The sequence below is a fragment of the Enterobacter sp. EC_64 genome, from assembly GCF_019584165.1.
GTDB classification, from domain to species: Bacteria; Pseudomonadota; Gammaproteobacteria; order Enterobacterales; family Enterobacteriaceae; genus Enterobacter; species Enterobacter roggenkampii.
Genome location: NZ_VDAS01000002.1, coordinates 273415 through 296682 on the forward strand (window position 1 = coordinate 273415; position 23268 = coordinate 296682).

Consider the following 23268-nt stretch of genomic DNA (forward strand, 5'->3'; position numbering starts at 1 on the left):
TTATTTTGTAGTGGTATCTTACCCGGGCGCGCCTTTGGCGTTGTCATGAATTAAACGCGACTATACTTAGCACACCTGTAGCGCTGTGCTGGCGGATAGTCTGCCTGAGACAAGTTTTCAAGGATTCGTAACGTGATTAACGACATCAGAAAAGATGCTGAAATACGCATGGAAAAATGCGTAGAAGCGTTCAAAACCCAAATCAGCAAAATCCGTACTGGCCGTGCTTCCCCAAGCCTGCTGGATGGCATCATCGTCGAGTACTACGGTACGCCAACCCCTCTGCGTCAGCTGGCGAGCGTGACGGTAGAAGATACCCGTACGCTGAAAATCAACGTATTCGATCGTTCTATGGGCCCGGCGGTTGAGAAAGCGATCATGGCGTCTGACCTCGGTCTGAACCCAAGCTCTGCGGGTGCTGACATCCGCGTTCCACTGCCACCGCTGACCGAAGAGCGTCGTAAAGACCTGATCAAAGTGGTGCGTGGCGAAGCTGAGCAGGGTCGTGTATCCGTGCGTAACGTCCGTCGCGACGCGAATGATAAAGTCAAAGCGCTGCTGAAAGAAAAAGAGATCAGTGAAGATGACGATCGTCGTTCCCAGGACGACATTCAGAAAATGACTGACGCTGCCATCAAGAAAATTGATGCGGCGCTGGCAGATAAAGAAGCGGAACTGATGCAGTTCTGATTTCTGTCGTACACTGATAAACGCCGTTCAGAGGGACTTTGGGTCTTGCTGGCGGCGTTTTGCTTTTATCTGGTCTAACTTTTCGGGCATCTCATGAAGCATTTAACACTCCTTGGCTCAACCGGCTCTATCGGTTGCAGCACTCTCGACGTTGTTCGCCATAATCCTGAACTTTACACCTTGACAGCGCTGGTGGCCGGTAAGAATGTGCAGCGAATGGTTGAGCAGTGCCTGGAGTTTACGCCCCGCTATGCGGTGATGGATGACGAAGAGAGCGCGCGCCTGCTGAAAGCACAGCTGCTTGAGAAGGGCAGCCGAACCGAGGTGCTGAGTGGCCAGCGGGCGGCCTGCGAGATGGCGGCGCTGGATGAGGTGGATCAGGTGATGGCGGCCATTGTCGGGGCGGCAGGATTATTGCCGACGCTTGCCGCAATTGATGCCGGTAAGGACGTTCTGCTGGCCAATAAAGAGTCGCTGGTCACCTGCGGACGCCTGTTCATGGAGGCGGTGAAGCAGCGCGGCGCGCGTCTTTTGCCCGTCGACAGCGAGCACAACGCGATTTTTCAGAGTTTACCGCAACCTTTTCAACAGAACCTGGGGTACGCTGACCTGGAGCAGAATGGCGTCGTGTCGATTCTGCTTACCGGGTCTGGTGGCCCGTTCCGTGAAACGCCACTGTCTGAACTGCGTGCGATGACGCCGGATCAGGCGTGCCGTCATCCGAACTGGTCCATGGGGCGTAAAATCTCCGTTGACTCTGCCACCATGATGAACAAAGGTCTGGAATACATTGAAGCGCGCTGGCTGTTTAATGCGTCAGCGAAACAGATGGAAGTACTGATTCACCCGCAATCGGTGATTCATTCGATGGTGCGTTATCAGGATGGCAGCGTGCTGGCGCAGCTGGGCGAACCGGATATGCGTACGCCGATTGCCCATTCCATGGCGTGGCCGAATCGAGTGAAGTCCGGCGTGAAGCCGCTTGATTTCTGCAAGCTAAGTTCCCTGACGTTCAGTGAACCAGACTATGACCGCTACCCTTGTCTGAAGCTTGCAATGACGGCCTTTGACCAGGGGCAGGCGGCGACAACGGCACTGAATGCAGCCAATGAAATTACCGTTGAAGCATTTCTGAATCAGCAAATTCGTTTTACCGATATTTCGGCGTTAAATTTATCGGTACTGGAGATGATGGATTTGCGCGAACCACAGAGCGTGGAAGAGGTGCTGACGGTGGATGCAGCTGCGCGTAATATTGCGCGCCAACAGGTGACACGTCTCGCAAGCTGGTGATAAAGCAACCACTAGTCGTCGTGCTATTTGTTAGCGTTGGGCTTCAGTGATATAGTCTGCGCCACCTGATCGCAGGTATTTGACTTTACGTGGTCAGGTGAGCCGTGGTTTGACACGGCTTTTTTATGTATCGGCTTCAGTATTCCTGAGTACCGTTAAATCCTTTTCAGGGACAAAAAACGCGTTATGTTGTCTGCGAATCAACCAATAAGCGAAAACTTGCCAGCTCATGGCTGCCGTCATGTAGCAATCATTATGGATGGCAATGGCCGCTGGGCGAAAAGACAAGGGAAGATACGAGCCTTTGGGCATAAAGCTGGGGCGAAATCCGTTCGCCGCGCCGTTTCTTTTGCCGCCAATAACGGCATTGATGCGTTAACGCTCTATGCTTTTAGCAGTGAAAACTGGAATCGACCGCTGCAGGAAGTGACTGCGTTGATGGAATTGTTTGTGTGGGCGCTAGACAGCGAAGTAAAAAGCCTGCACCGCCACAACGTCCGCCTGCGTATCATTGGCGATACCAGTCGTTTTAACTCACGTTTGCAGGAACGGATTCGTAAAGCAGAGGCGCTGACTGAAAATAATACCGGTCTGACGCTGAATATTGCGGCGAATTACGGCGGACGCTGGGATATTATCCAGGGCGTTCGGCATCTCGCCGAACAGGTTCAGGAAGGGCTGTTGAGACCCGACCAAATTGATGAAGAAGCGCTGAGCAAGCAAATCTGCATGAATGAACTGGCACCTGTGGATTTAGTAATTAGGACAGGGGGAGAACATCGCATAAGTAACTTTTTGATATGGCAAATTGCCTATGCCGAACTTTACTTTACAGATGTTCTTTGGCCCGATTTTGATGAACAAGACTTTGAAGGTGCGCTGCATGCCTTTGCCAATCGAGAGCGTCGTTTCGGCGGCACCGAGCCTGGTGGCGACAACGCCTGATGGGGGTAGCTTTTGCTGAAGTATCGCCTGATTTCCGCTTTTGTATTAATACCCATTGTCATTGCGGCGCTGTTTTTACTGCCCCCGGTGGGATTCGCTATTGTTACGCTGGTGGTGTGCATGCTCGCCGCGTGGGAATGGGGACAGTTTAGCGGCTTTACCTCGCGTACGCAGCGAGTATGGCTTGCGGTACTTTGTGGCTTTATTCTGGCCGTAATGCTGTTCACGTTGCCTGAATATCATCATGATATTCATCAGCCTCTGGTGGCTGGTTCCTTGTGGATATCGTTGGCCTGGTGGGTTGCCGCGCTGTTGCTGGTGCTGTTTTATCCCGGCTCCGCGGCGTTGTGGCGTCATTCAAAAGTGCTGCGACTGATTTTTGGTTTGCTCACTATTATTCCTTTTTTCTGGGGTATGGTTGCGCTGCGCGCCTGGCACTACGACGAAAACCACTACAGCGGTGCGATCTGGCTGCTTTATGTGATGATTCTCGTCTGGGGGGCTGACTCCGGGGCCTATATGTTTGGTAAACTGTTTGGCAAACATAAGCTGGCACCGAAGGTTTCTCCGGGCAAAACCTGGCAAGGATTTATCGGCGGTTTGTTTACGGCCGCGATCATCTCCTGGGGCTACGGCGTCTGGGCGAATCTTGAAGTGGCACCATCAATACTGCTGGTGTGCTCGATTTTTGCTGCGCTTGCCTCCGTGCTCGGTGATTTAACCGAAAGTATGTTCAAGCGTGAAGCAGGGATTAAGGACAGTGGACACCTGATTCCAGGGCATGGCGGTATACTGGATCGCATTGATAGCCTGACAGCGGCTGTTCCAGTGTTTGCGTGTTTGCTTTTACTGGTATTCGGGACGATTTAACGGAAGGTTTTATGCTGAGCATTCTCTGGAATCTGGCGGCGTTCATAGTTGCACTGGGTGTACTGATTACCGTGCATGAATTTGGCCATTTCTGGGTTGCTCGCCGCTGTGGCGTGCGCGTAGAACGGTTTTCCATCGGTTTTGGTAAATCACTCTGGACGCGCACCGACCGCCACGGTACGCAATTTGTCATCGCCCTTATCCCGCTGGGTGGCTACGTCAAAATGCTCGACGAACGCGTCGAGCCTGTCGCGCCTGAACTGCGACACAGCGCATTCAACAATAAAACCGTTGGACAACGCGCCGCCATCATCGCTGCCGGACCGGTAGCCAACTTCATCTTTGCAATTTTCGCTTACTGGCTGGTGTTTATCATCGGCGTCCCTGGCGTGCGTCCGGTAGTAGGTGACATTGCCCCCAACTCCATCGCGGCGAGTGCGCAAATTACATCCGGGATGGAACTTAAAGCGATTGATGGCATCGAAACCCCTGATTGGGATGCCGTGCGACTGCAGCTGGTTGCTAAAATTGGCGATCCGCAGACCACCATCAGCGTATCGCCATTTGGGTCAGACGCCCGTCAGGACAAAGTGCTCGATTTACGTCAATGGCGTTTCGAGCCAGACAAAGAGGATCCCGTCGCTGCGCTGGGCATTCGTCCGCGCGGCGCGCAGATCGAGCCGGTATTAGCCGAAGTACAGGCAAACTCGGCGGCGAGCAAAGCGGGTTTGCAAGCAGGCGACAGGATCGTTAAAGTCGATGGTCAACCATTAACAGAGTGGATGACCTTTGTTACTCTGGTGCGCGATAATCCGGGTACGTCTCTCGCGCTGGAAGTTGAAAGGCAGGGCAGTCCGCTTTCGCTGACGCTGATCCCGGATACGAAGTCGGTCGGCAAGAAGGCAGAAGGGTTTGCAGGCGTTGTGCCAAAAGTGATCCCGCTGCCAGATGAGTACAAGACAATACGCCAGTATGGGCCGTTCAGCGCCATCCTTGAAGCCACGGATAAAACATGGCAACTGATGAAGCTGACGGTCAACATGTTGGGGAAATTGATAACCGGTGATGTGAAACTGAACAACCTCAGTGGGCCAATTTCGATTGCCCAGGGGGCTGGGATGTCAGCGGAATTCGGGGTGATTTACTATCTCATGTTCCTCGCGCTCATTAGCGTGAACCTTGGGATAATCAACCTGTTCCCGCTTCCCGTTTTAGACGGGGGTCATCTGCTGTTTTTAGCGATTGAAAAGCTAAAAGGCGGGCCGGTATCCGAGCGAGTTCAAGACTTTAGTTATCGCATTGGCTCGATTTTGCTGGTGCTGTTAATGGGGCTTGCACTTTTCAATGATTTCTCTCGGTTGTAAGAGAGTTAGTTAGGAAGAACGCATAATAACGATGGCGATGAAAAAGTTGCTCATAGCGTCGCTGCTGTTTAGCAGCGCCACCGTATACGGTGCTGACGGGTTCGTAGTGAAAGACATTCATTTCGAAGGCCTTCAGCGTGTCGCCGTTGGTGCGGCCCTCCTCAGTATGCCTGTGCGCCCCGGCGATACGGTTAATGATGATGATATCAGTAATACCATCCGTGCTCTGTTTGCCACCGGCAACTTCGAGGATGTCCGCGTCCTGCGTGATGGTGATACCCTGCTGGTACAGGTAAAAGAACGTCCAACGATCGCCAGTATCACTTTCTCCGGCAACAAGTCGGTGAAAGATGACATGCTCAAGCAAAACCTTGAAGCATCCGGTGTTCGTGTGGGTGAGTCTCTGGACCGCACAACCCTTTCAGACATTGAAAAAGGTCTGGAAGACTTCTACTACAGCGTCGGTAAATACAGCGCCAGCGTGAAAGCGGTTGTGACTCCGCTGCCGCGTAACCGTGTTGACCTGAAGCTGGTCTTCCAGGAAGGCGTCTCTGCGAAGATCCAGCAGATCAACATTGTGGGTAACCACGCGTTCAGCACCGACGAACTGATCTCCACCTTCCAGCTGCGCGATGAAGTGCCGTGGTGGAACGTGGTGGGCGATCGCAAATACCAGAAACAGAAACTGGCGGGCGACCTTGAAACCCTGCGCAGCTACTATCTGGATCGTGGTTACGCGCGTTTCAACATCGACTCGACGCAGGTGAGCCTGACGCCGGACAAGAAAGGCATCTACATTACGATCAACATCACGGAAGGCGATCAGTACAAGCTTTCGGGTGTTGAGGTGAGCGGTAACCTGGCGGGGCATTCTGCTGAAATCGAATCGCTGACCAAAATTCAGCCAGGCGATCTCTATAGCGGATCCAAAGTCACCAAAATGGAAGACAGCATTAAGAAGCTGCTCGGCCGCTATGGTTATGCCTATCCGCGCGTACAGACTCAGCCGGAAATCAATGACGCGGATAAAACCGTTAAGCTGCACGTGAATGTTGACGCGGGTAACCGTTTCTACGTGCGTAAGATCCGCTTCGTCGGTAACGACACCTCCAAAGACTCCGTTCTGCGTCGCGAAATGCGTCAGATGGAAGGCGCATGGTTAGGTAGCGATCTCGTTGATCAGGGTAAAGAGCGTCTGAACCGTCTGGGCTATTTTGAAACGGTTGATACTGATACCCAGCGCGTACCGGGCAGCCCGGATCAGGTTGATGTCGTTTATAAAGTGAAAGAGCGTAACACCGGTAGCTTTAACTTTGGTGTGGGCTACGGTACTGAAAGCGGCGTCAGCTTCCAGGTTGGCGTGCAGCAGGATAACTGGCTGGGTACGGGTTACTCTGTCGGAATTAACGGTACCAAAAACGACTACCAGACCTACTCTGAGTTCTCTGTAACGAACCCATACTTCACCGTTGACGGTGTGAGCCTGGGTGGTCGTATCTTCTATAACGACTTTAAAGCCGACGATGCGGATCTGTCCTCCTACACCAACAAGAGTTACGGTGTGGACGGAACGCTTGGCTTCCCGATTAACGAATACAACACCCTGCGAGCGGGCTTAGGTTACGTGCATAACGACCTGTCCAATATGCAACCGCAGGTGGCCATGTGGCGTTACCTGGACTCTATTGGCCAGTCGGCGAGCAAAAACAGCGATAACAACGGTTTCGCTGCAGATGACTTCACCTTCAACTACGGCTGGACCTATAACCGTCTCGACCGTGGCTACTTCCCAACGGAAGGTTCTCGCGTCAACCTGAACGGTAAAGTCACCGTCCCGGGTTCCGATAACGAGTTCTATAAGGTGACGCTGGATACTGCGTCCTACTTCCCGATCGATGACGATCACAAGTGGGTGGTTCTGGGTCGTACCCGTTGGGGCTATGGTGATGGTTTAGGCGGCAAAGAGATGCCGTTCTATGAAAACTTCTATGCCGGTGGTTCCAGTACCGTTCGTGGCTTCCAGTCCAACAACATTGGTCCGAAAGCGGTTTACTACGGCGGGAACGACAAAGATAACTGCGATAAGTCTTCCTCATCAGAAGTCTGTAGTTCTGATGACGCAGTCGGCGGTAACGCTATGGCCGTGGCGAGCCTGGAGTTCATCACGCCAACGCCGTTTATTAGTGATAAATATGCGAACTCCGTCCGTACATCCTTCTTCTGGGATGCGGGTACGGTGTGGGATACCAACTGGGAGAACACTGCCCAGATGCGTGCAGCTGGCGTTCCTGACTACAGCGATCCGAGCAATATTCGCATGTCTGCCGGTATCGCATTACAATGGATGTCACCGCTGGGGCCGTTGGTCTTCTCTTACGCCCAGCCGTTTAAGAAATATGATGGAGACAAAGCGGAGCAATTCCAGTTTAACATTGGTAAAACCTGGTAATAATCCGCTGCAAAGGAATGCGTTGGCAGTGTAGCGCTGACAACTGGCGATCGGTAATACGGTCGCCTTGCCACGCAAAGAACGGTACCTTCTGGTGCCAATGGGATGGTAAGGAGTTAATTGTGAAAAAGTGGTTATTAGCTGCAGGTCTCGGTTTAGCGATGGCAACTTCTGCTCAGGCAGCAGACAAAATTGCAATCGTCAACATGGGTAATTTGTTCCAGCAGGTTGCACAGAAAACAGGTGTTTCTGCGACTCTGGAAAACGAATTCAAAGGCCGTGCAAGCGAACTGCAGGGTATGGAAAACGATCTTCAGTCCAAAATGCAGCGTCTGCAGCGTGATGGTTCTACCATGAAGGCAAGCGACCGCAGCAAGCTGGAAAAAGACGTAATGGCTCAGCGCCAGGCGTTCTCCCAGAAAGCGCAGGCTTTCGAGCAGGATCGTCAGCGTCGTTCTAACGAAGAACGCGGCAAGCTGGTGACTCGCATTCAGACCGCGGTTAAAGCAGTGGCTGCCGATCAGAGCATCGATCTGGTTGTTGATGCGAACGCCGTCGCTTTCAACAGCAAAGATGTTAAAGACATCACTGCTGACGTTCTGAAACAGGTTAAATAAGTAATGCCTTCAATTCGACTGGCTGATTTAGCTCAGCAGTTGGATGCAGAATTACACGGTGATGGCGATATCGTCATCACCGCTGTTGCGTCCATGCAATCTGCTAAAGCTGGCACGATTACCTTCATGGTAAGCCCTAAGTACCGTGAGCAACTGGCTCAATGCCAGGCGTCAGCTGTTGTTCTGACGCAGGACGATCTTCCATTTGCCACTGTAAGCGCGCTGGTAGTGAAAAACCCCTACCTGACGTATGCACGCATGGCTCAAATTCTTGATACCACGCCGCAACCGGCCCAGAACATTGCTGCCAGCGCAGCGATTGATGAGACGGCCAGGCTGGGTAACAACGTCGCCGTTGGTGCGAATGCGGTTATCGAATCCGGCGTCGAGCTGGGCGATAACGTCGTCATTGGCCCGGGCTGCTTCGTTGGGAAAAATACGAAAATCGGCGCCGGGACCCGTTTATGGGCCAATGTGTCCGTATACCATGACGTTGAAATTGGCGAAAACTGCCTCGTCCAGTCCAGCACCGTGATTGGTTCTGATGGCTTTGGTTACGCTAACGATCGCGGTAACTGGGTTAAGATCCCGCAGCTTGGTCGCGTTATTATTGGCGATCGCGTGGAGATCGGCGCCTGTACCACCATTGACCGTGGCGCGCTTGACGACACGATCATTGGCAATGGTGTTATCATCGATAACCAGTGCCAGATTGCGCATAACGTTGTGATTGGCGACAATACCGCGGTTGCGGGTGGCGTCATCATGGCGGGCAGCCTGAAAATTGGCCGTTATTGCATGATTGGCGGTGCGAGCGTGATTAATGGCCATATGGAAATCTGCGACAAGGTGACCGTGACGGGAATGGGCATGGTAATGCGTCCTATCACTGAACCTGGCGTCTATTCCTCCGGCATTCCGCTCCAGCCCAACAAGGTATGGCGTAAAACAGCAGCTCTGGTGATGAACATTGATGATATGAGCAAGCGCCTCAAGTCCCTTGAGCGCAAGATCGATCAACAAGACTAAGCGTCATCCGTTTAACGCTATTTTTCCCGGCCTGTCGGCTTTCTAATAAACCGGCAGGCCGTGTTATTATTGTTATCAGTACATTTTGACAGGAAGAGTATTTTGACTACTGACACTCATACTCTGCATATTGAAGAGATTTTAGAACTTCTGCCGCACCGCTACCCGTTTCTGCTGGTAGACCGTGTGCTGGATTTTGAAGAAGGTCGTTTTCTGCGCGCAGTGAAAAATGTTTCCGTGAATGAGCCGTTCTTCCAGGGGCACTTCCCTGGTAAACCTATCTTCCCGGGTGTGTTGATTCTGGAAGCGATGGCTCAGGCTACCGGTATTCTGGCGTTTAAAAGCGTCGGTAAACTGGAACCCGGTGAGCTGTATTACTTCGCGGGTATTGACGAAGCGCGCTTTAAGCGCCCTGTCGTGCCTGGTGATCAGATGATCATGGAAGTCACTTTTGAAAAAACGCGTCGTGGCCTGACTCGCTTCAAAGGCGTAGCGCTGGTTGACGGTAAAGTTGTTTGCGAAGCGACGATGATGTGTGCTCGTAGCCGGGAGTCCTGATACGTGATTGATAAATCCGCCTTTATTCATCCTACCGCCATTGTGGAAACGGGTGCCATCGTTGGTGCTAACGCCCACATTGGCCCGTTTTGTATTGTTGGACCCCATGTCGAAATTGGTGAGGGTACAGTACTGAAATCTCACGTTGTGGTGAATGGTCACACGACCATTGGCTGCAATAACGAGATCTATCAGTTTGCCTCCATCGGCGAAGTTAACCAGGATCTGAAATATGCTGGTGAGTCGACCCGTGTGGAAATCGGCGATCGTAACCGTATTCGCGAAAGCGTCACCATTCATCGTGGAACAGTACAGGGTGGTGGGTTGACGAAGGTGGGCAGCGATAACCTGTTTATGGTGAATGCGCATATCGCGCACGACTGTACCGTGGGTGATCGCTGTATCCTTGCCAACAATGCCACGCTGGCAGGACACGTATCAGTTGATGACTTCGCAATTATTGGCGGCATGACCGCAGTCCATCAGTTCTGCATCATTGGTGCGCACGTGATGGTCGGCGGATGCTCCGGTGTGGCGCAGGACGTCCCACCGTATGTGATTGCGCAGGGCAACCATGCCACGCCGTTTGGCGTGAACATCGAAGGCCTCAAGCGTCGTGGTTTTAGTCGCGAAGCGATTACTGCCATCCGCAACGCGTACAAACTGCTGTACCGTAGCGGTAAAACGCTGGAAGAGGCGAAGCCGGAAATTGCCGAACTGGCGAAAAAGCACCCGGAAGTGGACGCGTTCATGGAGTTCTTTGACCGTTCAACAAGGGGTCTGATTCGTTAATGGTCGACAGTCGTCCGCTTACGATAGCCCTGGTCGCCGGAGAAACCTCCGGCGATATTCTTGGTGCCGGTCTCATCCGTGCGCTTAAGGCTCGCGTACCCAATGCTCGCTTCGTCGGTGTTGCTGGCCCGCTGATGCAGGCCGAAGGCTGTGAAGCCTGGTATGAAATGGAAGAGCTGGCCGTGATGGGGATCGTTGAGGTGCTGGGACGGTTACGCCGTTTGCTGCACATCCGTGCCGATCTCACCCGCCGCTTTACCGAACTCAAACCCGATGTGTTTGTCGGTATCGATGCACCTGATTTCAACATTACCCTCGAAGGGAACCTGAAAAAGCAGGGCATTAAGACGATTCACTACGTCAGTCCGTCCGTCTGGGCGTGGCGACAGAAACGCGTTTTCAAAATCGGACGGTCCACCCACCTGGTGCTGGCTTTCCTGCCTTTCGAAAAAGCGTTTTACGACAGATTTAATGTTCCGTGCCGTTTTATCGGTCATACCATGGCGGATGCGATGCCACTGGATCCGGATAAAAACGCGGCGCGCGACGCGCTGGGCATCCCGCATGATGTGCACTGTCTGGCCTTACTGCCAGGCAGCCGTGGCGCAGAAGTTGAGATGCTGAGCGCCGATTTTCTTAAGACTGCGCAACTTCTTCGTCAGACCTATCCCGATCTTGAAGTGGTCGTGCCGCTGGTGAATGCCAAACGCCGCGAGCAGTTTGAGCGCATCAAAGCTGACGTCGCCCCGGATCTTCACGTCCGTCTTCTGGACGGGCAGGGGCGGGAAGCGATGTATGCGAGCGATGCCGCACTGCTGGCCTCCGGCACGGCGGCGCTGGAGTGTATGCTGGCGAAATGCCCGATGGTGGTCGGTTACCGCATGAAGCCGTTTACCTTCTGGCTGGCAAAACGTCTGGTGAAAACAGATTACGTCTCCCTGCCAAACCTGCTTGCGGGTCGCGAGCTGGTGAAAGAACTGCTACAGGATGAATGCCAGCCACAGGCGCTGGCGGAGGCCCTGCTGCCGCTGCTCGCCAACGGTAAAACCAGCCACCAGATGCACGATACCTTCCGCGAACTGCATCAACTGATCCGCTGTAATGCTGATGAGCAAGCGGCCGATGCGGTGCTGGAGTTAGCAAAATGATGGAATTTGTTTATCCTCACACCCACCTTGTGGCGGGTGTGGACGAAGTGGGTCGTGGTCCGTTAGTGGGAGCCGTGGTGACCGCTGCGGTGATCCTCGATCCGGCTCGGCCGATCGTCGGGCTGAACGACTCAAAAAAATTGTCTGAAAAGCGCCGGCTGGCGCTGTTTAGTGAGATTCAGGAGAAAGCGCTGGCCTGGAGCCTCGGGCGCGCTGAACCGCATGAGATAGACGAGCTGAATATTTTGCATGCCACGATGCTGGCGATGCAGCGTGCGGTGGCGGGGCTGAAAATTTCCCCTGAATATGTCCTGATTGACGGCAACCGCTGTCCGGCATTGCCCATGCCTTCAATGGCAGTGGTCAAAGGCGATAGCCGGGTCGCAGAAATTAGCGCAGCTTCTATTATTGCCAAAGTGACACGCGACGCCGAAATGGCCGCGCTGGACCTCACTTACCCTCAGTATGGTTTCGCCCAGCATAAGGGATATCCCACACCTTTCCACCTGGAGAGGCTGGCTGAACATGGCGCAACCGAACACCATCGGCGCAGTTTTGGCCCGGTAAAACGCGCCCTGGGACGGGTGTCCTGAATCATTACGCAAGCAATTAAGTAACGCGGAATCTGAAGATGGCTGAACCACGTTTCGTACACCTGCGGGTGCATAGCGACTACTCCATGATCGATGGGCTGGCGAAGACCGGGCCGCTGGTAAAAAAGGCGGCCTCGCTTGGCATGCCTGCGCTGGCGATCACCGATTTTACCAACCTGTGTGGCCTGGTGAAGTTCTACGGAACGGCGCACGGCGCGGGGATGAAGCCTATTGTCGGGGCAGATTTTCATGTGCAGAGCGATCTCATCGGCGATGAACTGACGCAAATCTCCGTGCTGGCGATGAACAACGCGGGTTACCAAAACCTCACGCTGCTGATCTCCAAAGCCTATCAGCGCGGTTACGGCGCGCTGGGACCGTGGATCGACCGCGACTGGCTGGCTGAACTGAACGAAGGGCTGCTCCTGATCTCAGGCGGCCGGATGGGGGACGTCGGCAAATCCCTGCTGCGCGGTAACAGCGCGCTGGTGGATCAATGCGTCTCGTTCTATGAAGAATATTTCCCGAATCGTTATTACCTGGAGTTGATCCGTACCGGCCGTCAGGATGAAGAGAGCTATCTTCATGCCGCGGTGGCGCTCGCAGAGGAGCGTGGCCTGCCCGTAGTGGCCACCAATGATGTGCGATTCCTTGAGGCGGGCGATTTTGACGCTCACGAAATTCGCGTGGCGATCCACGATGGCTTTACCCTCGACGATCCGAAGCGGCCGCGTAATTACTCCGCACAACAGTACATGCGCAGCGAGGAGGAGATGTGTGAGCTCTTCTCCGATATCCCCGAAGCGCTGGAAAACAGCGTAGAGATTGCCAAGCGCTGCAACGTCACCGTCCGCCTTGGCGAATACTTCCTGCCGCAGTTCCCGACGGGTGACATGACCACGGAAGATTTCCTGGTCATGAAATCGAAAGAAGGTCTGGAAGAGCGTCTGGAATTCCTGTTCCCGGATGAAGAAGAGCGTAAAAAGCGTCGCCCGGAGTATGACGAACGCCTGGACATAGAACTCCAGGTGATCAACCAGATGGGCTTCCCGGGCTACTTCCTGATCGTTATGGAGTTCATCCAGTGGTCGAAGGATAACGGCGTGCCGGTTGGGCCGGGGCGTGGCTCCGGCGCAGGTTCGCTGGTGGCGTATGCGCTGAAAATTACCGACCTCGATCCGCTGGAGTTCGACCTGCTGTTCGAACGTTTCCTCAACCCGGAACGTGTCTCGATGCCCGACTTCGACGTCGACTTCTGCATGGAGAAACGCGACCAGGTGATCGAGCACGTGGCCGACATGTACGGCCGTGATGCGGTATCGCAGATCATTACCTTCGGTACGATGGCGGCGAAAGCGGTTATCCGCGACGTGGGCCGCGTGCTGGGCCACCCGTACGGGTTTGTCGATCGCATCTCTAAACTGGTGCCGCCCGATCCGGGCATGACGCTGGCAAAAGCCTTTGAGGCTGAACCGCAGCTGCCGGAAATCTATGAAGCGGACGAAGAGGTCAAAGCGCTGATCGACATGGCGCGCAAGCTGGAAGGCGTCACGCGTAACGCCGGTAAGCATGCGGGGGGCGTGGTTATCGCCCCGACCAAAATCACCGACTTCGCGCCGCTGTATTGCGATGAAGCGGGCCAGCATCCGGTCACCCAGTTCGACAAGAACGACGTAGAATACGCCGGGCTGGTGAAGTTTGACTTCCTTGGCCTGCGTACGCTGACCATCATCAACTGGGCGCTGGAGATGATCAACGCCCGCCGCGAGAAGAACGGCGAGCCGCCGTTGGATATCGCGGCCATCCCGCTGGACGACAAGAAAAGTTTCGACATGCTGCAGCGCTCGGAGACCACTGCTGTCTTCCAGCTTGAATCCCGCGGCATGAAAGATCTGATTAAGCGTCTGCAGCCCGACTGCTTCGAAGATATGATCGCACTGGTGGCCCTGTTCCGTCCGGGTCCTTTGCAGTCAGGGATGGTAGATAACTTTATCGACCGTAAGCACGGGCGCGAAGAGATTTCCTACCCGGACGTTCAGTGGCAGCACGAAAGCCTGAAGCCGGTACTGGAGCCAACCTATGGCATCATCCTGTATCAGGAACAGGTGATGCAGATCGCCCAGGTGCTTTCCGGCTATACGCTTGGCGGCGCGGACATGCTGCGTCGTGCGATGGGTAAGAAAAAGCCGGAAGAGATGGCTAAGCAGCGTTCCATCTTTGAAGACGGGGCGAAGAAAAACGGCGTCGACGGCGAGCTGGCGATGAAAATCTTCGACCTGGTGGAGAAATTCGCCGGGTACGGATTTAACAAATCTCACTCAGCCGCCTATGCTTTGGTGTCGTATCAAACGCTGTGGCTGAAGGCGCACTATCCTGCGGAGTTTATGGCTGCGGTAATGACCGCCGATATGGACAACACCGAGAAGGTGGTGGGCCTGGTGGATGAGTGCTGGCGCATGGGGCTGAAGATCCTGCCGCCGGATATTAACTCAGGTCTCTACCATTTCCACGTCAACGACGACGGGGAGATCGTTTACGGGATCGGCGCGATCAAGGGCGTAGGTGAAGGGCCGATCGAGGCGATCATCGAAGCGCGCAACAACGGCGGGTATTTCCGCGAGCTATTCGATCTTTGCGCCCGTACCGATACCAAAAAGCTGAACCGCCGCGTGCTGGAAAAACTGATCATGTCCGGCGCGTTCGACAGGCTGGGGCCGCACCGCGCCGCGCTGATGAACTCGCTGGGCGACGCCCTGAAAGCGGCGGATCAGCACGCAAAAGCGGAAGCCATTGGCCAGGCGGATATGTTCGGGGTGCTGGCGGAAGAGCCGGAGCAGATTGAACAGTCGTATTCCAACTGCCAGCCGTGGCCAGAACAGGTGGTGCTGGACGGCGAGCGTGAAACGTTAGGTTTGTACCTGACGGGTCACCCGATCAACCAGTACATTAAAGAAATTGAGCGCTATGTCGGCGGCCACAGGCTAAAAGACATGCATCCGACAGAACGTGGTAAAATCACCACGGCTGCGGGGCTCGTGATTGCTGCAAGGGTTATGGTCACCAAGCGCGGCAATCGTATCGGCATCTGTACGTTGGATGACCGTTCCGGGCGTCTGGAGGTGATGTTGTTCACCGACGCGCTGGATAAATACCAGCAATTGCTGGAAAAAGACCGCATACTTATCGTCAGCGGACAGGTCAGCTTTGATGACTTCAGTGGGGGGCTTAAAATGACCGCCCGCGAAGTGATGGACATTGACGAAGCCCGGGAAAAATATGCTCGCGGGCTTGCTATCTCGCTGACGGACAGGCAAATTGATGACCAGCTTTTAAACCGACTCCGTCAGTCTCTGGAACCCCACCGCTCGGGGACAATTCCAGTACATCTCTACTATCAGAGGGCGGATGCACGTGCGCGGTTGCGCTTTGGTGCAACGTGGCGTGTCTCTCCGAGCGATCGTTTACTGAACGATCTCCGTGGCCTCATTGGTTCGGAGCAGGTGGAACTGGAGTTTGACTAATACAGGAATACTATGAGTCTGAATTTCCTTGATTTCGAACAGCCGATTGCTGAGCTGGAAGCGAAAATCGATTCTCTGACAGCGGTAAGCCGTCAGGATGAAAAACTGGATATTAACATCGACGAAGAAGTGCATCGTCTGCGCGAGAAAAGCGTAGAGCTGACGCGCAAAATCTTTGCCGATCTCGGCGCATGGCAGGTGGCCCAGCTGGCACGCCATCCACAGCGTCCGTACACCCTGGATTATGTCCGCCTGGCGTTTGACGAATTTGACGAACTGGCAGGCGATCGCGCATACGCTGACGATAAAGCTATCGTTGGTGGTATCGCGCGTCTGGACGGACGCCCGGTGATGATCATTGGTCATCAGAAAGGCCGTGAAACCAAAGAGAAAATCCGTCGTAACTTTGGTATGCCAGCACCAGAAGGCTACCGTAAAGCCCTGCGTCTGATGGAGATGGCTGAGCGTTTCAACATGCCAATCATCACCTTCATCGACACCCCGGGTGCATACCCAGGCGTGGGCGCGGAAGAGCGCGGTCAGTCTGAAGCTATCGCGCGCAACCTGCGCGAGATGTCTCGTCTGAAGGTGCCGGTCATCTGTACCGTTATCGGTGAGGGTGGTTCCGGTGGCGCGCTGGCGATTGGCGTGGGTGATAAAGTGAATATGCTGCAGTACAGCACCTATTCCGTAATCTCCCCGGAAGGCTGCGCGTCTATTCTGTGGAAGAGTGCCGACAAAGCGCCTCTGGCTGCAGAAGCGATGGGCATCATTGCGCCACGCCTGAAAGAGCTTAAGCTGATCGATTCCATCATCCCGGAACCACTGGGTGGGGCACATCGTAAGCCGGAAGTGATGGCTGCTTCTCTGAAAGCACAGCTGCTGGCCGATCTGGCAGACCTGGACGTGCTGAGCAAAGAAGATCTGCTCAACCGCCGTTACCAGCGTCTGATGACTTACGGCTACGCGTAAGCTTCACAATTATCTGAAAAGCCGCACAATGTTGCGGCTTTTTTTATACCTGCGGTTTAGCCGGACTATGCTTAGCTAATGTTTTTTAAGGAGGAAGCCCATGAATATCATTGCCGTTATGGGGCCACACGGCGTCTTTTATAAAGATGAGCCGATTAAGGAGCTGGAGCACGCCCTGCAGTCGCGCGGGTATCAGCTAATCTGGCCGCACAACAGCGCCGATCTGCTGAAGTTCATCGAGCATAACCCGCGTATCTGCGGCGTGATCTTCGACTGGGATGAATATGACCTCGAACTGTGCAGCGATATCAACAAGCTGAACGAATATCTCCCGCTGTACGCGTTTATTAATACCCACTCAACCATGGACGTCAGCGCCAATGATATGCGTATGGCGCTGTGGTTCTTTGAATATTCCCTCGGCGTGGCGGAAGACATTGCGACCCGAATTCAGCAATACACGAATGAATATCTCGATAACATTACGCCGCCCTTTACCCGGGCGCTCTTCACCTACGTGAAAGAGGGGAAATATACCTTCTGTACGCCTGGGCATATGGCGGGAACGGCCTACCAAAAAAGCCCGGTGGGCTGCCTGTTCTATGATTTCTTTGGTGGCAACACGCTGAAAGCGGACGTGTCCATTTCAGTCACCGAATTAGGCTCGCTGCTGGATCATACCGGACCGCATCTGGAAGCCGAAGAGTATATCGCCCGCACCTTTGGGGCCGAGCAGAGCTATATGGTGACCAACGGCACCTCGACCTCGAACAAAATCGTCGGAATGTATGCCGCGCCTGCGGGGAGCACCCTGCTGATTGACCGTAACTGCCATAAATCGCTGGCGCACCTGCTGATGATGAGCGACGTCGTACCGCTCTGGCTGTCGCCCACGCGCAACGCGCTCGGTATTCTGGGCGGTATTCCGCGGCGGGAGTTCGCGCATGACGCGATTGAACGCAAGGTCGCGACGATCCCTGGCGCAGGCTGGCCTGTCCATGCGGTGATCACCAACTCGACCTATGACGGTCTGCTGTACAACACGGACTGGATCAAAAAGACTTTGGACGTGCCGTCGATCCACTTCGATTCCGCGTGGGTACCGTACACCAATTTCCATCCGATTTACGCGGGTAAAAGCGGCATGAGCGGTGAACGCGTGCCGGGTAAAGTGTTCTTCGAAACGCAGTCGACGCACAAAATGCTGGCCGCGTTTTCCCAGGCTTCGCTGATTCACATCAAAGGCGAATACGACGAAGAGACCTTTAACGAAGCCTTTATGATGCATACCACCACCTCACCAAGCTATCCGCTGGTGGCGTCTATCGAAACGGCTGCGGCGATGCTGCGCGGCAATCCCGGTAAACGTCTTATCAATCGCTCTGTGGAGCGCGCGCTGCATTTCCGTAAAGAGGTTCAGCGGCTCAAAGAGGAAGCCGACGGCTGGTTCTTTGATATCTGGCAGCCGGAAGAGATTGATGAAGCAGAATGCTGGCCGGTTTCGCCCGGCGAAGACTGGCATGGCTTCCGGGATGCCGATAGTGACCATATGTTCCTCGATCCGGTTAAGGTGACGATCCTGACGCCGGGTATGGATGAGCAGGGTGTGATGGGTGAGGAAGGGATCCCGGCGGCGCTGGTGGCGAAGTTCCTTGATGAACGCGGCGTGGTGGTGGAGAAAACAGGCCCCTATAATTTGCTGTTCCTGTTCAGTATCGGGATCGATAAAACCCGGGCGATGGGGCTGCTGCGCGGTCTGATGGAATTTAAGCGCGCCTACGATCTCAACCTGCGGGTGAAGAACATGCTGCCGGATCTCTACGCGGAAGATCCTGACTTCTACCGCAATATGCGTATTCAGGATCTGGCCCAGGGGATCCACAGGCTGATCCGTCAGCACGATCTGCCGCGTCTGATGCTACAGGCGTTCGATGTGTTGCCGGAGATGAAGTTTACCCCGCACAAGGCATGGCAGCGCCAGGTGAGGGGGGAGGTCGAAACCGTCGAGCTGGAAAATCTGGTTGGGCGTGTATCGGCAAACATGATCCTGCCGTATCCGCCGGGCGTACCGCTCCTGATGCCGGGAGAGATGATTACCGAAGAGAGTCGGGCCGTGCTCGATTTCCTGCTGATGCTCTGTTCGGTAGGGCGTCACTATCCCGGTTTTGAGACGGATATCCACGGTGCGAAGCGCGACGAAAACGGCGTGTACTGGGTGCGAGTCCTAAAATAAGGGTGACCGCTTGCCAGGTGCGGGTTTTCGGTTGTAACGTTCAGGCATCATAAAAAGGAGAAGCTATGCTGGGTTTAAAACAGGTTCATCATATTGCGATCATTGCGACCGATTACGCGAAGAGTAAGGCCTTCTACTGCGACATTCTCGGCTTTACGCTGTTGAGCGAGGCCTACCGTGAGGAGCGCGACTCCTGGAAGGGCGACCTGGCGTTAAACGGGCAGTATGTGATTGAACTGTTCTCTTTTCCTTTTCCGCCTGCGCGTCCGTCCCGCCCGGAAGCCTGCGGCCTGCGCCATCTTGCCTTCAGCGTCGATGACCTGGATAGCGCAGTAAAACATCTGGAAGCGCACGGCGTGACGTGTGAAGCAATCCGCGTCGATCCGTTCACCGACAAGCGCTTTACCTTTTTCAACGACCCGGACGGCCTGCCGCTGGAGCTTTATCAGCAGTAATCTTCGTCCTGTGTGATAATGCCCGCTCAGTTCGGGCATTTTTTATGTGTAATTCCCTATGACCTTACCCGCTATCGCACACGCCGTTTCACCGTACCGCCAGCTGCTGGTGGGGTTTAGCGGTGGCCTGGATTCCACCGTTCTGCTCCATCGTCTTAAGCGCTGGCGCGACCAGGAGCCTGACGTCCAGCTGCGCGCGATACATATTCATCACGGATTAAGTCCTCACGCAGAGGAGTGGGTGGCGCACTGCGAAGCCTTGTGTGCGGCGTGGGCGATCCCGCTTCTCGTCGAGCGCGTCACGCTTGCGGAGGAAGGGCTGGGCATTGAGGCGCAGGCGCGTAAAGCCCGCTATGCCGCCTTTGCCGGGGCATTGCGTACAGGAGAAGCACTGGTCACAGCCCAGCACCTGGACGATCAGTGTGAAACCTTTCTGCTGGCGCTTAAGCGGGGCAGCGGACCGGCAGGGCTTTCAGCCATGCCTGAGCGTTCTGAGTTTGCCGGTACAACGTTACTGCGTCCGCTGCTTGGCGAGACGCGCGCCTCGCTTGAGGCCTGGGCGCGAGAACATCAGCTCAGCTGGATTGAAGATGAGAGCAACCAGGATGACGGCTATGACCGTAACTTTCTGCGTCTGCGCGTCCTCCCGCTATTGAGCGAGCGCTGGCCGCATTTCGCCGACGCGACGGCAAGAAGCGCTATGCTGTGCGCCGAACAGGAATCGCTGCTGGACGAGCTGTTGAGTGACGAGCTGGCTGAACTGATTTCTGAAGACGGAGCGCTGGCGATTGCACCGCTGAAAGCGATGAGCCCGGTGCGTCGCGCCGCACTGATACGGCGCTGGCTGGCCTCTCATCACGCCGCGATGCCGTCGCGGGCGATGCTAAACCGTATCTGGGACGAGGTTGCCCTGGCGCGGGAGGATGCTTTCCCGTGCGTCCATCTGAACGGTTTTGACGTAAGGCGCTACAAAGGGGAACTCTGGTGGGTAAAATCAACGCCCTCACTGACCAATGTGGTGCTCGACTGGCTTTCACCTGCGCTTCCGCTGATATTGCCCGCTGACGCTGGACGTGTTTCTCTTATACCGTCTGGTCATGTGAGGCTGCCAGAGGCAGGAGAACCGGTAACGGTACGCTTTAAGGCTGGCGGCATGCTGCATATTGTCGGGCGCAACGGGGGACGCAAGCTGAAGAAAATCTGGCAGGAGTGCAACGTGCCGCCGTGGCTGCGCGACACCACGCCGCTGCTGTTCTATGGTGAAACATTGATTGCTGCTGCGGGCATTTTCATCACGGAAGCGGGATGGGCGGAAGAGGGTGTCAGGTTTGAGTGGCAGAAAGCGTAACGGGCAGCCAGGCTGCCCGTTAATGTCATCAGGATTCGCTCACCACGACGGTGCCGATTTGCGGGTGGCTGAAGCTGGCTATTTTATCCAGGCGCAGCTCACGCGTCGCACCGGCATCTTCCACTATCAGGTATTCCACATTCTTACGTGAAACCAGATCGCTGGCCTTCGCCTTCAACACTTCGCCATCTTTTAGCTCCAGCGTCAGTAATAAATGATGCTGGCAGGCGAGTTCGAGGTTGTCATAGTCATCACAATTGATGGGTTGATAAGTATCATTCATCGACATAATCGCTCACCAGTAAATTCGCCGCAGCATACGCTGCTTTTTCCCTGACCGACTCTGAAAGGCTCTCATCAGAGGCCACTTCATTAAGCACTTTCAATACACAGCCCAACGCGTCCGGGACATACCCCAGATCTCCGCTGGCGATTTCCGCATACCGTTTGCGAATTAACTCACAATAATTATTCACATCCCCTCCCGCCAGCGCACTGACTTACTGTGAGATATCATTAAGCCTACGAAGATAAACTCGGTTTAGCAAGGTGACTATACCATACTCATTTAAGCAATATCAGCGCCTTGATAGCGGTGTATTTATCACCCTACAACAGCCTTTTGCCGCGGTTTTCGCTACAATGAGCGCCTGATTCGAATGGAGTTCTCTCATGGCGCTGAAAGCGACAATTTATAAAGCAGTGGTCAATGTGGCCGATCTCGATCGCAACCAGTTCCTGGACGCCTCGCTGACGCTGGCTCGCCACCCCTCCGAAACCCAGGAGCGCATGATGCTGCGCCTGCTGGCGTGGATTAAGTACGCTGACGAGCGTCTGCAGTTTACCCGTGGGTTAAGCGCAGAAGACGAGCCAGAAGCCTGGCTGCGCAACGATCATCTGGGTATTGATTTGTGGATCGAACTTGGACTGCCGGACGAACGCAGAATTAAGAAGGCCTGCACTCAGTCCGCTGAAGTGGCCTTATTCGCGTATAATCAGCGCGCTGCGGAGATTTGGTGGCAGCAAAACAAGAGCAAGTGCGGACAGTTTAAAAATCTCACGGTCTGGTATCTGGATGATGAGCAACTGGCGCAGCTGAGCGACTTTGCCAGCCGGACCATGGTGTTGCAGGCGACGATTCAGGACGGTGCCATCTGGCTCTCTGATTCTCAGAATAATCTGGAAATTCATTTGACGGCGTGGCAACCGGCCTCATGATCGTCCTGTCCCGAAACGTCAGCATTCCGGACAACGAGCTGGAGATCACCGCCATCCGTGCTCAGGGGGCAGGTGGGCAGCACGTCAACAAGGCCTCAACGGCAATCCATTTGCGTTTTGACATTCGGGCCTCAAGCCTGCCAGAGTATTATAAAGAAAGTCTGCTTGCTGCCAGCCATCACCTGATCACCAGCGATGGCGTGATGGTGATCAAAGCCCAGGAATACCGCAGCCAGGAGCTCAACCGGGAAGCGGCGATAGCCAGGCTGGTGGCGGTCATCAAAGAATTAACGGCAGTACAAAAAAGCCGCCGGGCAACGCGGCCAACCCGCGCATCGAAAGAGCGTCGGCTGGCCTCGAAGGCCCAAAAATCCACAGTGAAAGCACTACGCGGTAAAGTTCGTCGCCCCACAGAGTGACGAAAGGGAACACACTTTTCATAAGGAATTCATTGTGAAAAAAGCATTATGGTCAGCGCTGGCAGTGAGTACGCTGTTTGCGCTTTTCGGGTGTAACAACCGCTCCGAAACGCAGGTTTTACAACCCACGCAGACGGAAGAATTAAAACCGATGCAGCAGAGCTGGCGCGGCGTATTGCCTTGCGCGGACTGTGAAGGCATTGAAACGTCCCTGTTCCTGCAAAAAGACGGCACCTGGGTGATGAACCAGCGCTATCAGGGCGCAAAAGAGCCTTCTTCTTTTGCAACTTATGGAACATGGGCGCGAACGGCGGAGAAGCTGGTTCTGACGGATACCGCTGGCGAGAAAACTTATTTCCGCGCCAAAGGCGAGGGGATGGAGATGCTGGATCGTGAAGGCAATCCAATTGAATCCCAGTTCAACTACACGCTGGCGCCGGTAAAAGCGGCTCTGCCCGCGACGCCGATGGCGATGCGGGGGATGTACTTCTATATGGCGGATGCGGCGATCTTTACCGACTGCGCAACCGGTAAGAAGGTCAGCGTGGCAAACAATGCGCAGCTTGAACGTGATTACGCGGTGGCGCGCGGCAATGACAGCAAGCCGGTATTGCTGACGGTGGACGGTCACTTTACGCTGGAGCCAAACCCGGATAGCGGCGAGATGGTGAAAACGCTGGTGGCAGATAAAGACGCGAAGTTTGTTGCGGGTAAAGACTGTAACAGTAAATAAGCTGACGCTGAGCCATTAAAA

General features: G+C 54.6%; 22 protein-coding genes. 20 read left to right on the top strand and 2 right to left on the bottom strand.

The features are described 5' to 3' along the window. The first annotated feature begins 132 nt into the window (after positions 1-132). The 17 genes from frr (at position 133) to tilS (ending at position 20877) form a co-directional block, all read left to right on the top strand. The gene (gene frr / locus FHC52_RS02810) at positions 133-690 is read left to right on the top strand and encodes a ribosome recycling factor (protein ID WP_032654740.1); all 558 of its coding nucleotides are present in this window, start codon (positions 133-135) and stop codon (positions 688-690) included. A 93-nt stretch (positions 691-783) separates the two neighbouring features. Next, a complete protein-coding gene (gene ispC, locus FHC52_RS02815; protein WP_032654742.1) occupies positions 784-1983 on the top strand; it encodes a 1-deoxy-D-xylulose-5-phosphate reductoisomerase in 1200 nt (399 codons plus the stop codon). A 186-nt stretch (positions 1984-2169) separates the two neighbouring features. After that, positions 2170-2928, top strand: coding sequence for a (2E,6E)-farnesyl-diphosphate-specific ditrans,polycis-undecaprenyl-diphosphate synthase (ispU, locus tag FHC52_RS02820; protein WP_021240487.1), 759 nt, complete (start codon positions 2170-2172; stop codon positions 2926-2928). A 12-nt stretch (positions 2929-2940) separates the two neighbouring features. Beyond that, the gene (gene cdsA / locus FHC52_RS02825) at positions 2941-3798 is read left to right on the top strand and encodes a phosphatidate cytidylyltransferase (protein WP_008501906.1); all 858 of its coding nucleotides are present in this window, start codon (positions 2941-2943) and stop codon (positions 3796-3798) included. A gap of 11 nt (positions 3799-3809) precedes the next feature. Further along, on the top strand, positions 3810-5162 hold the full coding sequence (gene rseP / locus FHC52_RS02830; protein WP_008501905.1) for a sigma E protease regulator RseP: 1353 nt from the start codon (positions 3810-3812) through the stop codon (positions 5160-5162). Between the two features lie 31 nt (positions 5163-5193). Then, positions 5194-7611 (top strand): outer membrane protein assembly factor BamA, encoded by a 2418-nt coding sequence (gene bamA / locus FHC52_RS02835; RefSeq protein ID WP_008501904.1) that lies wholly within the window; start codon positions 5194-5196, stop codon positions 7609-7611. A gap of 122 nt (positions 7612-7733) precedes the next feature. Further along, on the top strand, positions 7734-8228 hold the full coding sequence (gene skp / locus FHC52_RS02840; protein WP_008501902.1) for a molecular chaperone Skp: 495 nt from the start codon (positions 7734-7736) through the stop codon (positions 8226-8228). Positions 8229-8231: 3 nt separating this feature from the next. After that, positions 8232-9257: a UDP-3-O-(3-hydroxymyristoyl)glucosamine N-acyltransferase gene (lpxD, locus tag FHC52_RS02845; protein WP_008501901.1), complete on the top strand. Its 1026-nt coding sequence runs from the start codon at positions 8232-8234 to the stop codon at positions 9255-9257. Between the two features lie 102 nt (positions 9258-9359). Next, entirely contained in the window at positions 9360-9815 is a 456-nt protein-coding gene (fabZ, locus tag FHC52_RS02850) for a 3-hydroxyacyl-ACP dehydratase FabZ (RefSeq protein ID WP_010426706.1), read from the top strand. A gap of 3 nt (positions 9816-9818) precedes the next feature. Beyond that, entirely contained in the window at positions 9819-10607 is a 789-nt protein-coding gene (gene lpxA, locus FHC52_RS02855; RefSeq protein WP_008501899.1) for an acyl-ACP--UDP-N-acetylglucosamine O-acyltransferase, read from the top strand. Next, positions 10607-11755 (top strand): lipid-A-disaccharide synthase, encoded by a 1149-nt coding sequence (gene lpxB / locus FHC52_RS02860; RefSeq protein ID WP_008501898.1) that lies wholly within the window; start codon positions 10607-10609, stop codon positions 11753-11755. Before lpxA ends, lpxB begins: the two co-directional genes overlap by 1 nt. Further along, a complete protein-coding gene (gene rnhB, locus FHC52_RS02865) occupies positions 11752-12348 on the top strand; it encodes a ribonuclease HII (RefSeq protein WP_008501897.1) in 597 nt (198 codons plus the stop codon). Before lpxB ends, rnhB begins: the two co-directional genes overlap by 4 nt. 38 nt (positions 12349-12386) lie before the next feature. After that, positions 12387-15869 carry a DNA polymerase III subunit alpha gene (dnaE, locus tag FHC52_RS02870; protein ID WP_023326729.1) on the top strand — a complete coding sequence of 1161 codons (3483 nt, stop codon included), beginning with the start codon at positions 12387-12389 and terminating at the stop codon, positions 15867-15869. A gap of 12 nt (positions 15870-15881) precedes the next feature. Continuing rightward, the gene (accA, locus tag FHC52_RS02875; RefSeq protein WP_008501895.1) at positions 15882-16841 is read left to right on the top strand and encodes an acetyl-CoA carboxylase carboxyl transferase subunit alpha; all 960 of its coding nucleotides are present in this window, start codon (positions 15882-15884) and stop codon (positions 16839-16841) included. A 100-nt stretch (positions 16842-16941) separates the two neighbouring features. Beyond that, on the top strand, positions 16942-19074 hold the full coding sequence (locus tag FHC52_RS02880) for a lysine decarboxylase LdcC (RefSeq protein WP_220419900.1): 2133 nt from the start codon (positions 16942-16944) through the stop codon (positions 19072-19074). A gap of 65 nt (positions 19075-19139) precedes the next feature. Continuing rightward, positions 19140-19529, top strand: coding sequence for a VOC family protein (locus FHC52_RS02885; RefSeq protein WP_023293230.1), 390 nt, complete (start codon positions 19140-19142; stop codon positions 19527-19529). Positions 19530-19587: 58 nt separating this feature from the next. After that, on the top strand, positions 19588-20877 hold the full coding sequence (gene tilS / locus FHC52_RS02890) for a tRNA lysidine(34) synthetase TilS (RefSeq protein ID WP_220419901.1): 1290 nt from the start codon (positions 19588-19590) through the stop codon (positions 20875-20877). A gap of 28 nt (positions 20878-20905) precedes the next feature. Here the strand turns inward: tilS and rof are convergent, their stop codons facing one another. Both rof and FHC52_RS02900 read right to left on the bottom strand, forming a co-directional pair. Then, complete coding sequence (gene rof, locus FHC52_RS02895) at positions 20906-21166, bottom strand: Rho-binding antiterminator (protein WP_008501890.1); 261 nt, start codon at positions 21164-21166, stop codon at positions 20906-20908. Further along, positions 21153-21353, bottom strand: coding sequence for a YaeP family protein (locus FHC52_RS02900; RefSeq protein WP_008501889.1), 201 nt, complete (start codon positions 21351-21353; stop codon positions 21153-21155). The genes rof and FHC52_RS02900 overlap by 14 nt, the downstream gene beginning before the upstream one ends. A gap of 196 nt (positions 21354-21549) precedes the next feature. Here FHC52_RS02900 and FHC52_RS02905 point away from each other — a divergent pair, with 196 nt between their 5' ends. From FHC52_RS02905 to nlpE, 3 genes are read left to right on the top strand one after another with little or no spacing between them, the layout of a single operon-like run. After that, positions 21550-22095, top strand: a complete 546-nt coding sequence (locus tag FHC52_RS02905) for a YaeQ family protein (RefSeq protein WP_021240481.1) — start codon at positions 21550-21552, stop codon at positions 22093-22095. Beyond that, the gene (gene arfB / locus FHC52_RS02910) at positions 22092-22514 is read left to right on the top strand and encodes an alternative ribosome rescue aminoacyl-tRNA hydrolase ArfB (RefSeq protein WP_008501887.1); all 423 of its coding nucleotides are present in this window, start codon (positions 22092-22094) and stop codon (positions 22512-22514) included. The genes FHC52_RS02905 and arfB overlap by 4 nt, the downstream gene beginning before the upstream one ends. A gap of 34 nt (positions 22515-22548) precedes the next feature. Next, positions 22549-23247, top strand: a complete 699-nt coding sequence (gene nlpE / locus FHC52_RS02915; protein ID WP_021240479.1) for an envelope stress response activation lipoprotein NlpE — start codon at positions 22549-22551, stop codon at positions 23245-23247. Positions 23248-23268: the final 21 nt, after the last annotated feature.

Bases quoted from the DNA above. Each gene is read 5' to 3' on its own strand.
- rseP (WP_008501905.1), top strand. From the start codon at position 3,810: ATGCTGAGCATTCTCTGGAATCTGGCGGCGTTCATAGTTGCACTGGGT.
- lpxD (WP_008501901.1), top strand. From the start codon at position 8,232: ATGCCTTCAATTCGACTGGCTGATTTAGCTCAGCAGTTGGATGCAGAA.
- lpxB (WP_008501898.1), top strand. From the start codon at position 10,607: ATGGTCGACAGTCGTCCGCTTACGATAGCCCTGGTCGCCGGAGAAACC.
- FHC52_RS02905 (WP_021240481.1), top strand. From the start codon at position 21,550: ATGGCGCTGAAAGCGACAATTTATAAAGCAGTGGTCAATGTGGCCGAT.
- ispU (WP_021240487.1), top strand. From the start codon at position 2,170: ATGTTGTCTGCGAATCAACCAATAAGCGAAAACTTGCCAGCTCATGGC.
- tilS (WP_220419901.1), top strand. From the start codon at position 19,588: ATGACCTTACCCGCTATCGCACACGCCGTTTCACCGTACCGCCAGCTG.
- rof (WP_008501890.1), bottom strand. From the start codon at position 21,166: ATGTCGATGAATGATACTTATCAACCCATCAATTGTGATGACTATGAC.
- arfB (WP_008501887.1), top strand. From the start codon at position 22,092: ATGATCGTCCTGTCCCGAAACGTCAGCATTCCGGACAACGAGCTGGAG.
- bamA (WP_008501904.1), top strand. From the start codon at position 5,194: ATGGCGATGAAAAAGTTGCTCATAGCGTCGCTGCTGTTTAGCAGCGCC.
- rnhB (WP_008501897.1), top strand. From the start codon at position 11,752: ATGATGGAATTTGTTTATCCTCACACCCACCTTGTGGCGGGTGTGGAC.
- FHC52_RS02885 (WP_023293230.1), top strand. From the start codon at position 19,140: ATGCTGGGTTTAAAACAGGTTCATCATATTGCGATCATTGCGACCGAT.
- ispC (WP_032654742.1), top strand. From the start codon at position 784: ATGAAGCATTTAACACTCCTTGGCTCAACCGGCTCTATCGGTTGCAGC.
- accA (WP_008501895.1), top strand. From the start codon at position 15,882: ATGAGTCTGAATTTCCTTGATTTCGAACAGCCGATTGCTGAGCTGGAA.
- FHC52_RS02880 (WP_220419900.1), top strand. From the start codon at position 16,942: ATGAATATCATTGCCGTTATGGGGCCACACGGCGTCTTTTATAAAGAT.
- dnaE (WP_023326729.1), top strand. From the start codon at position 12,387: ATGGCTGAACCACGTTTCGTACACCTGCGGGTGCATAGCGACTACTCC.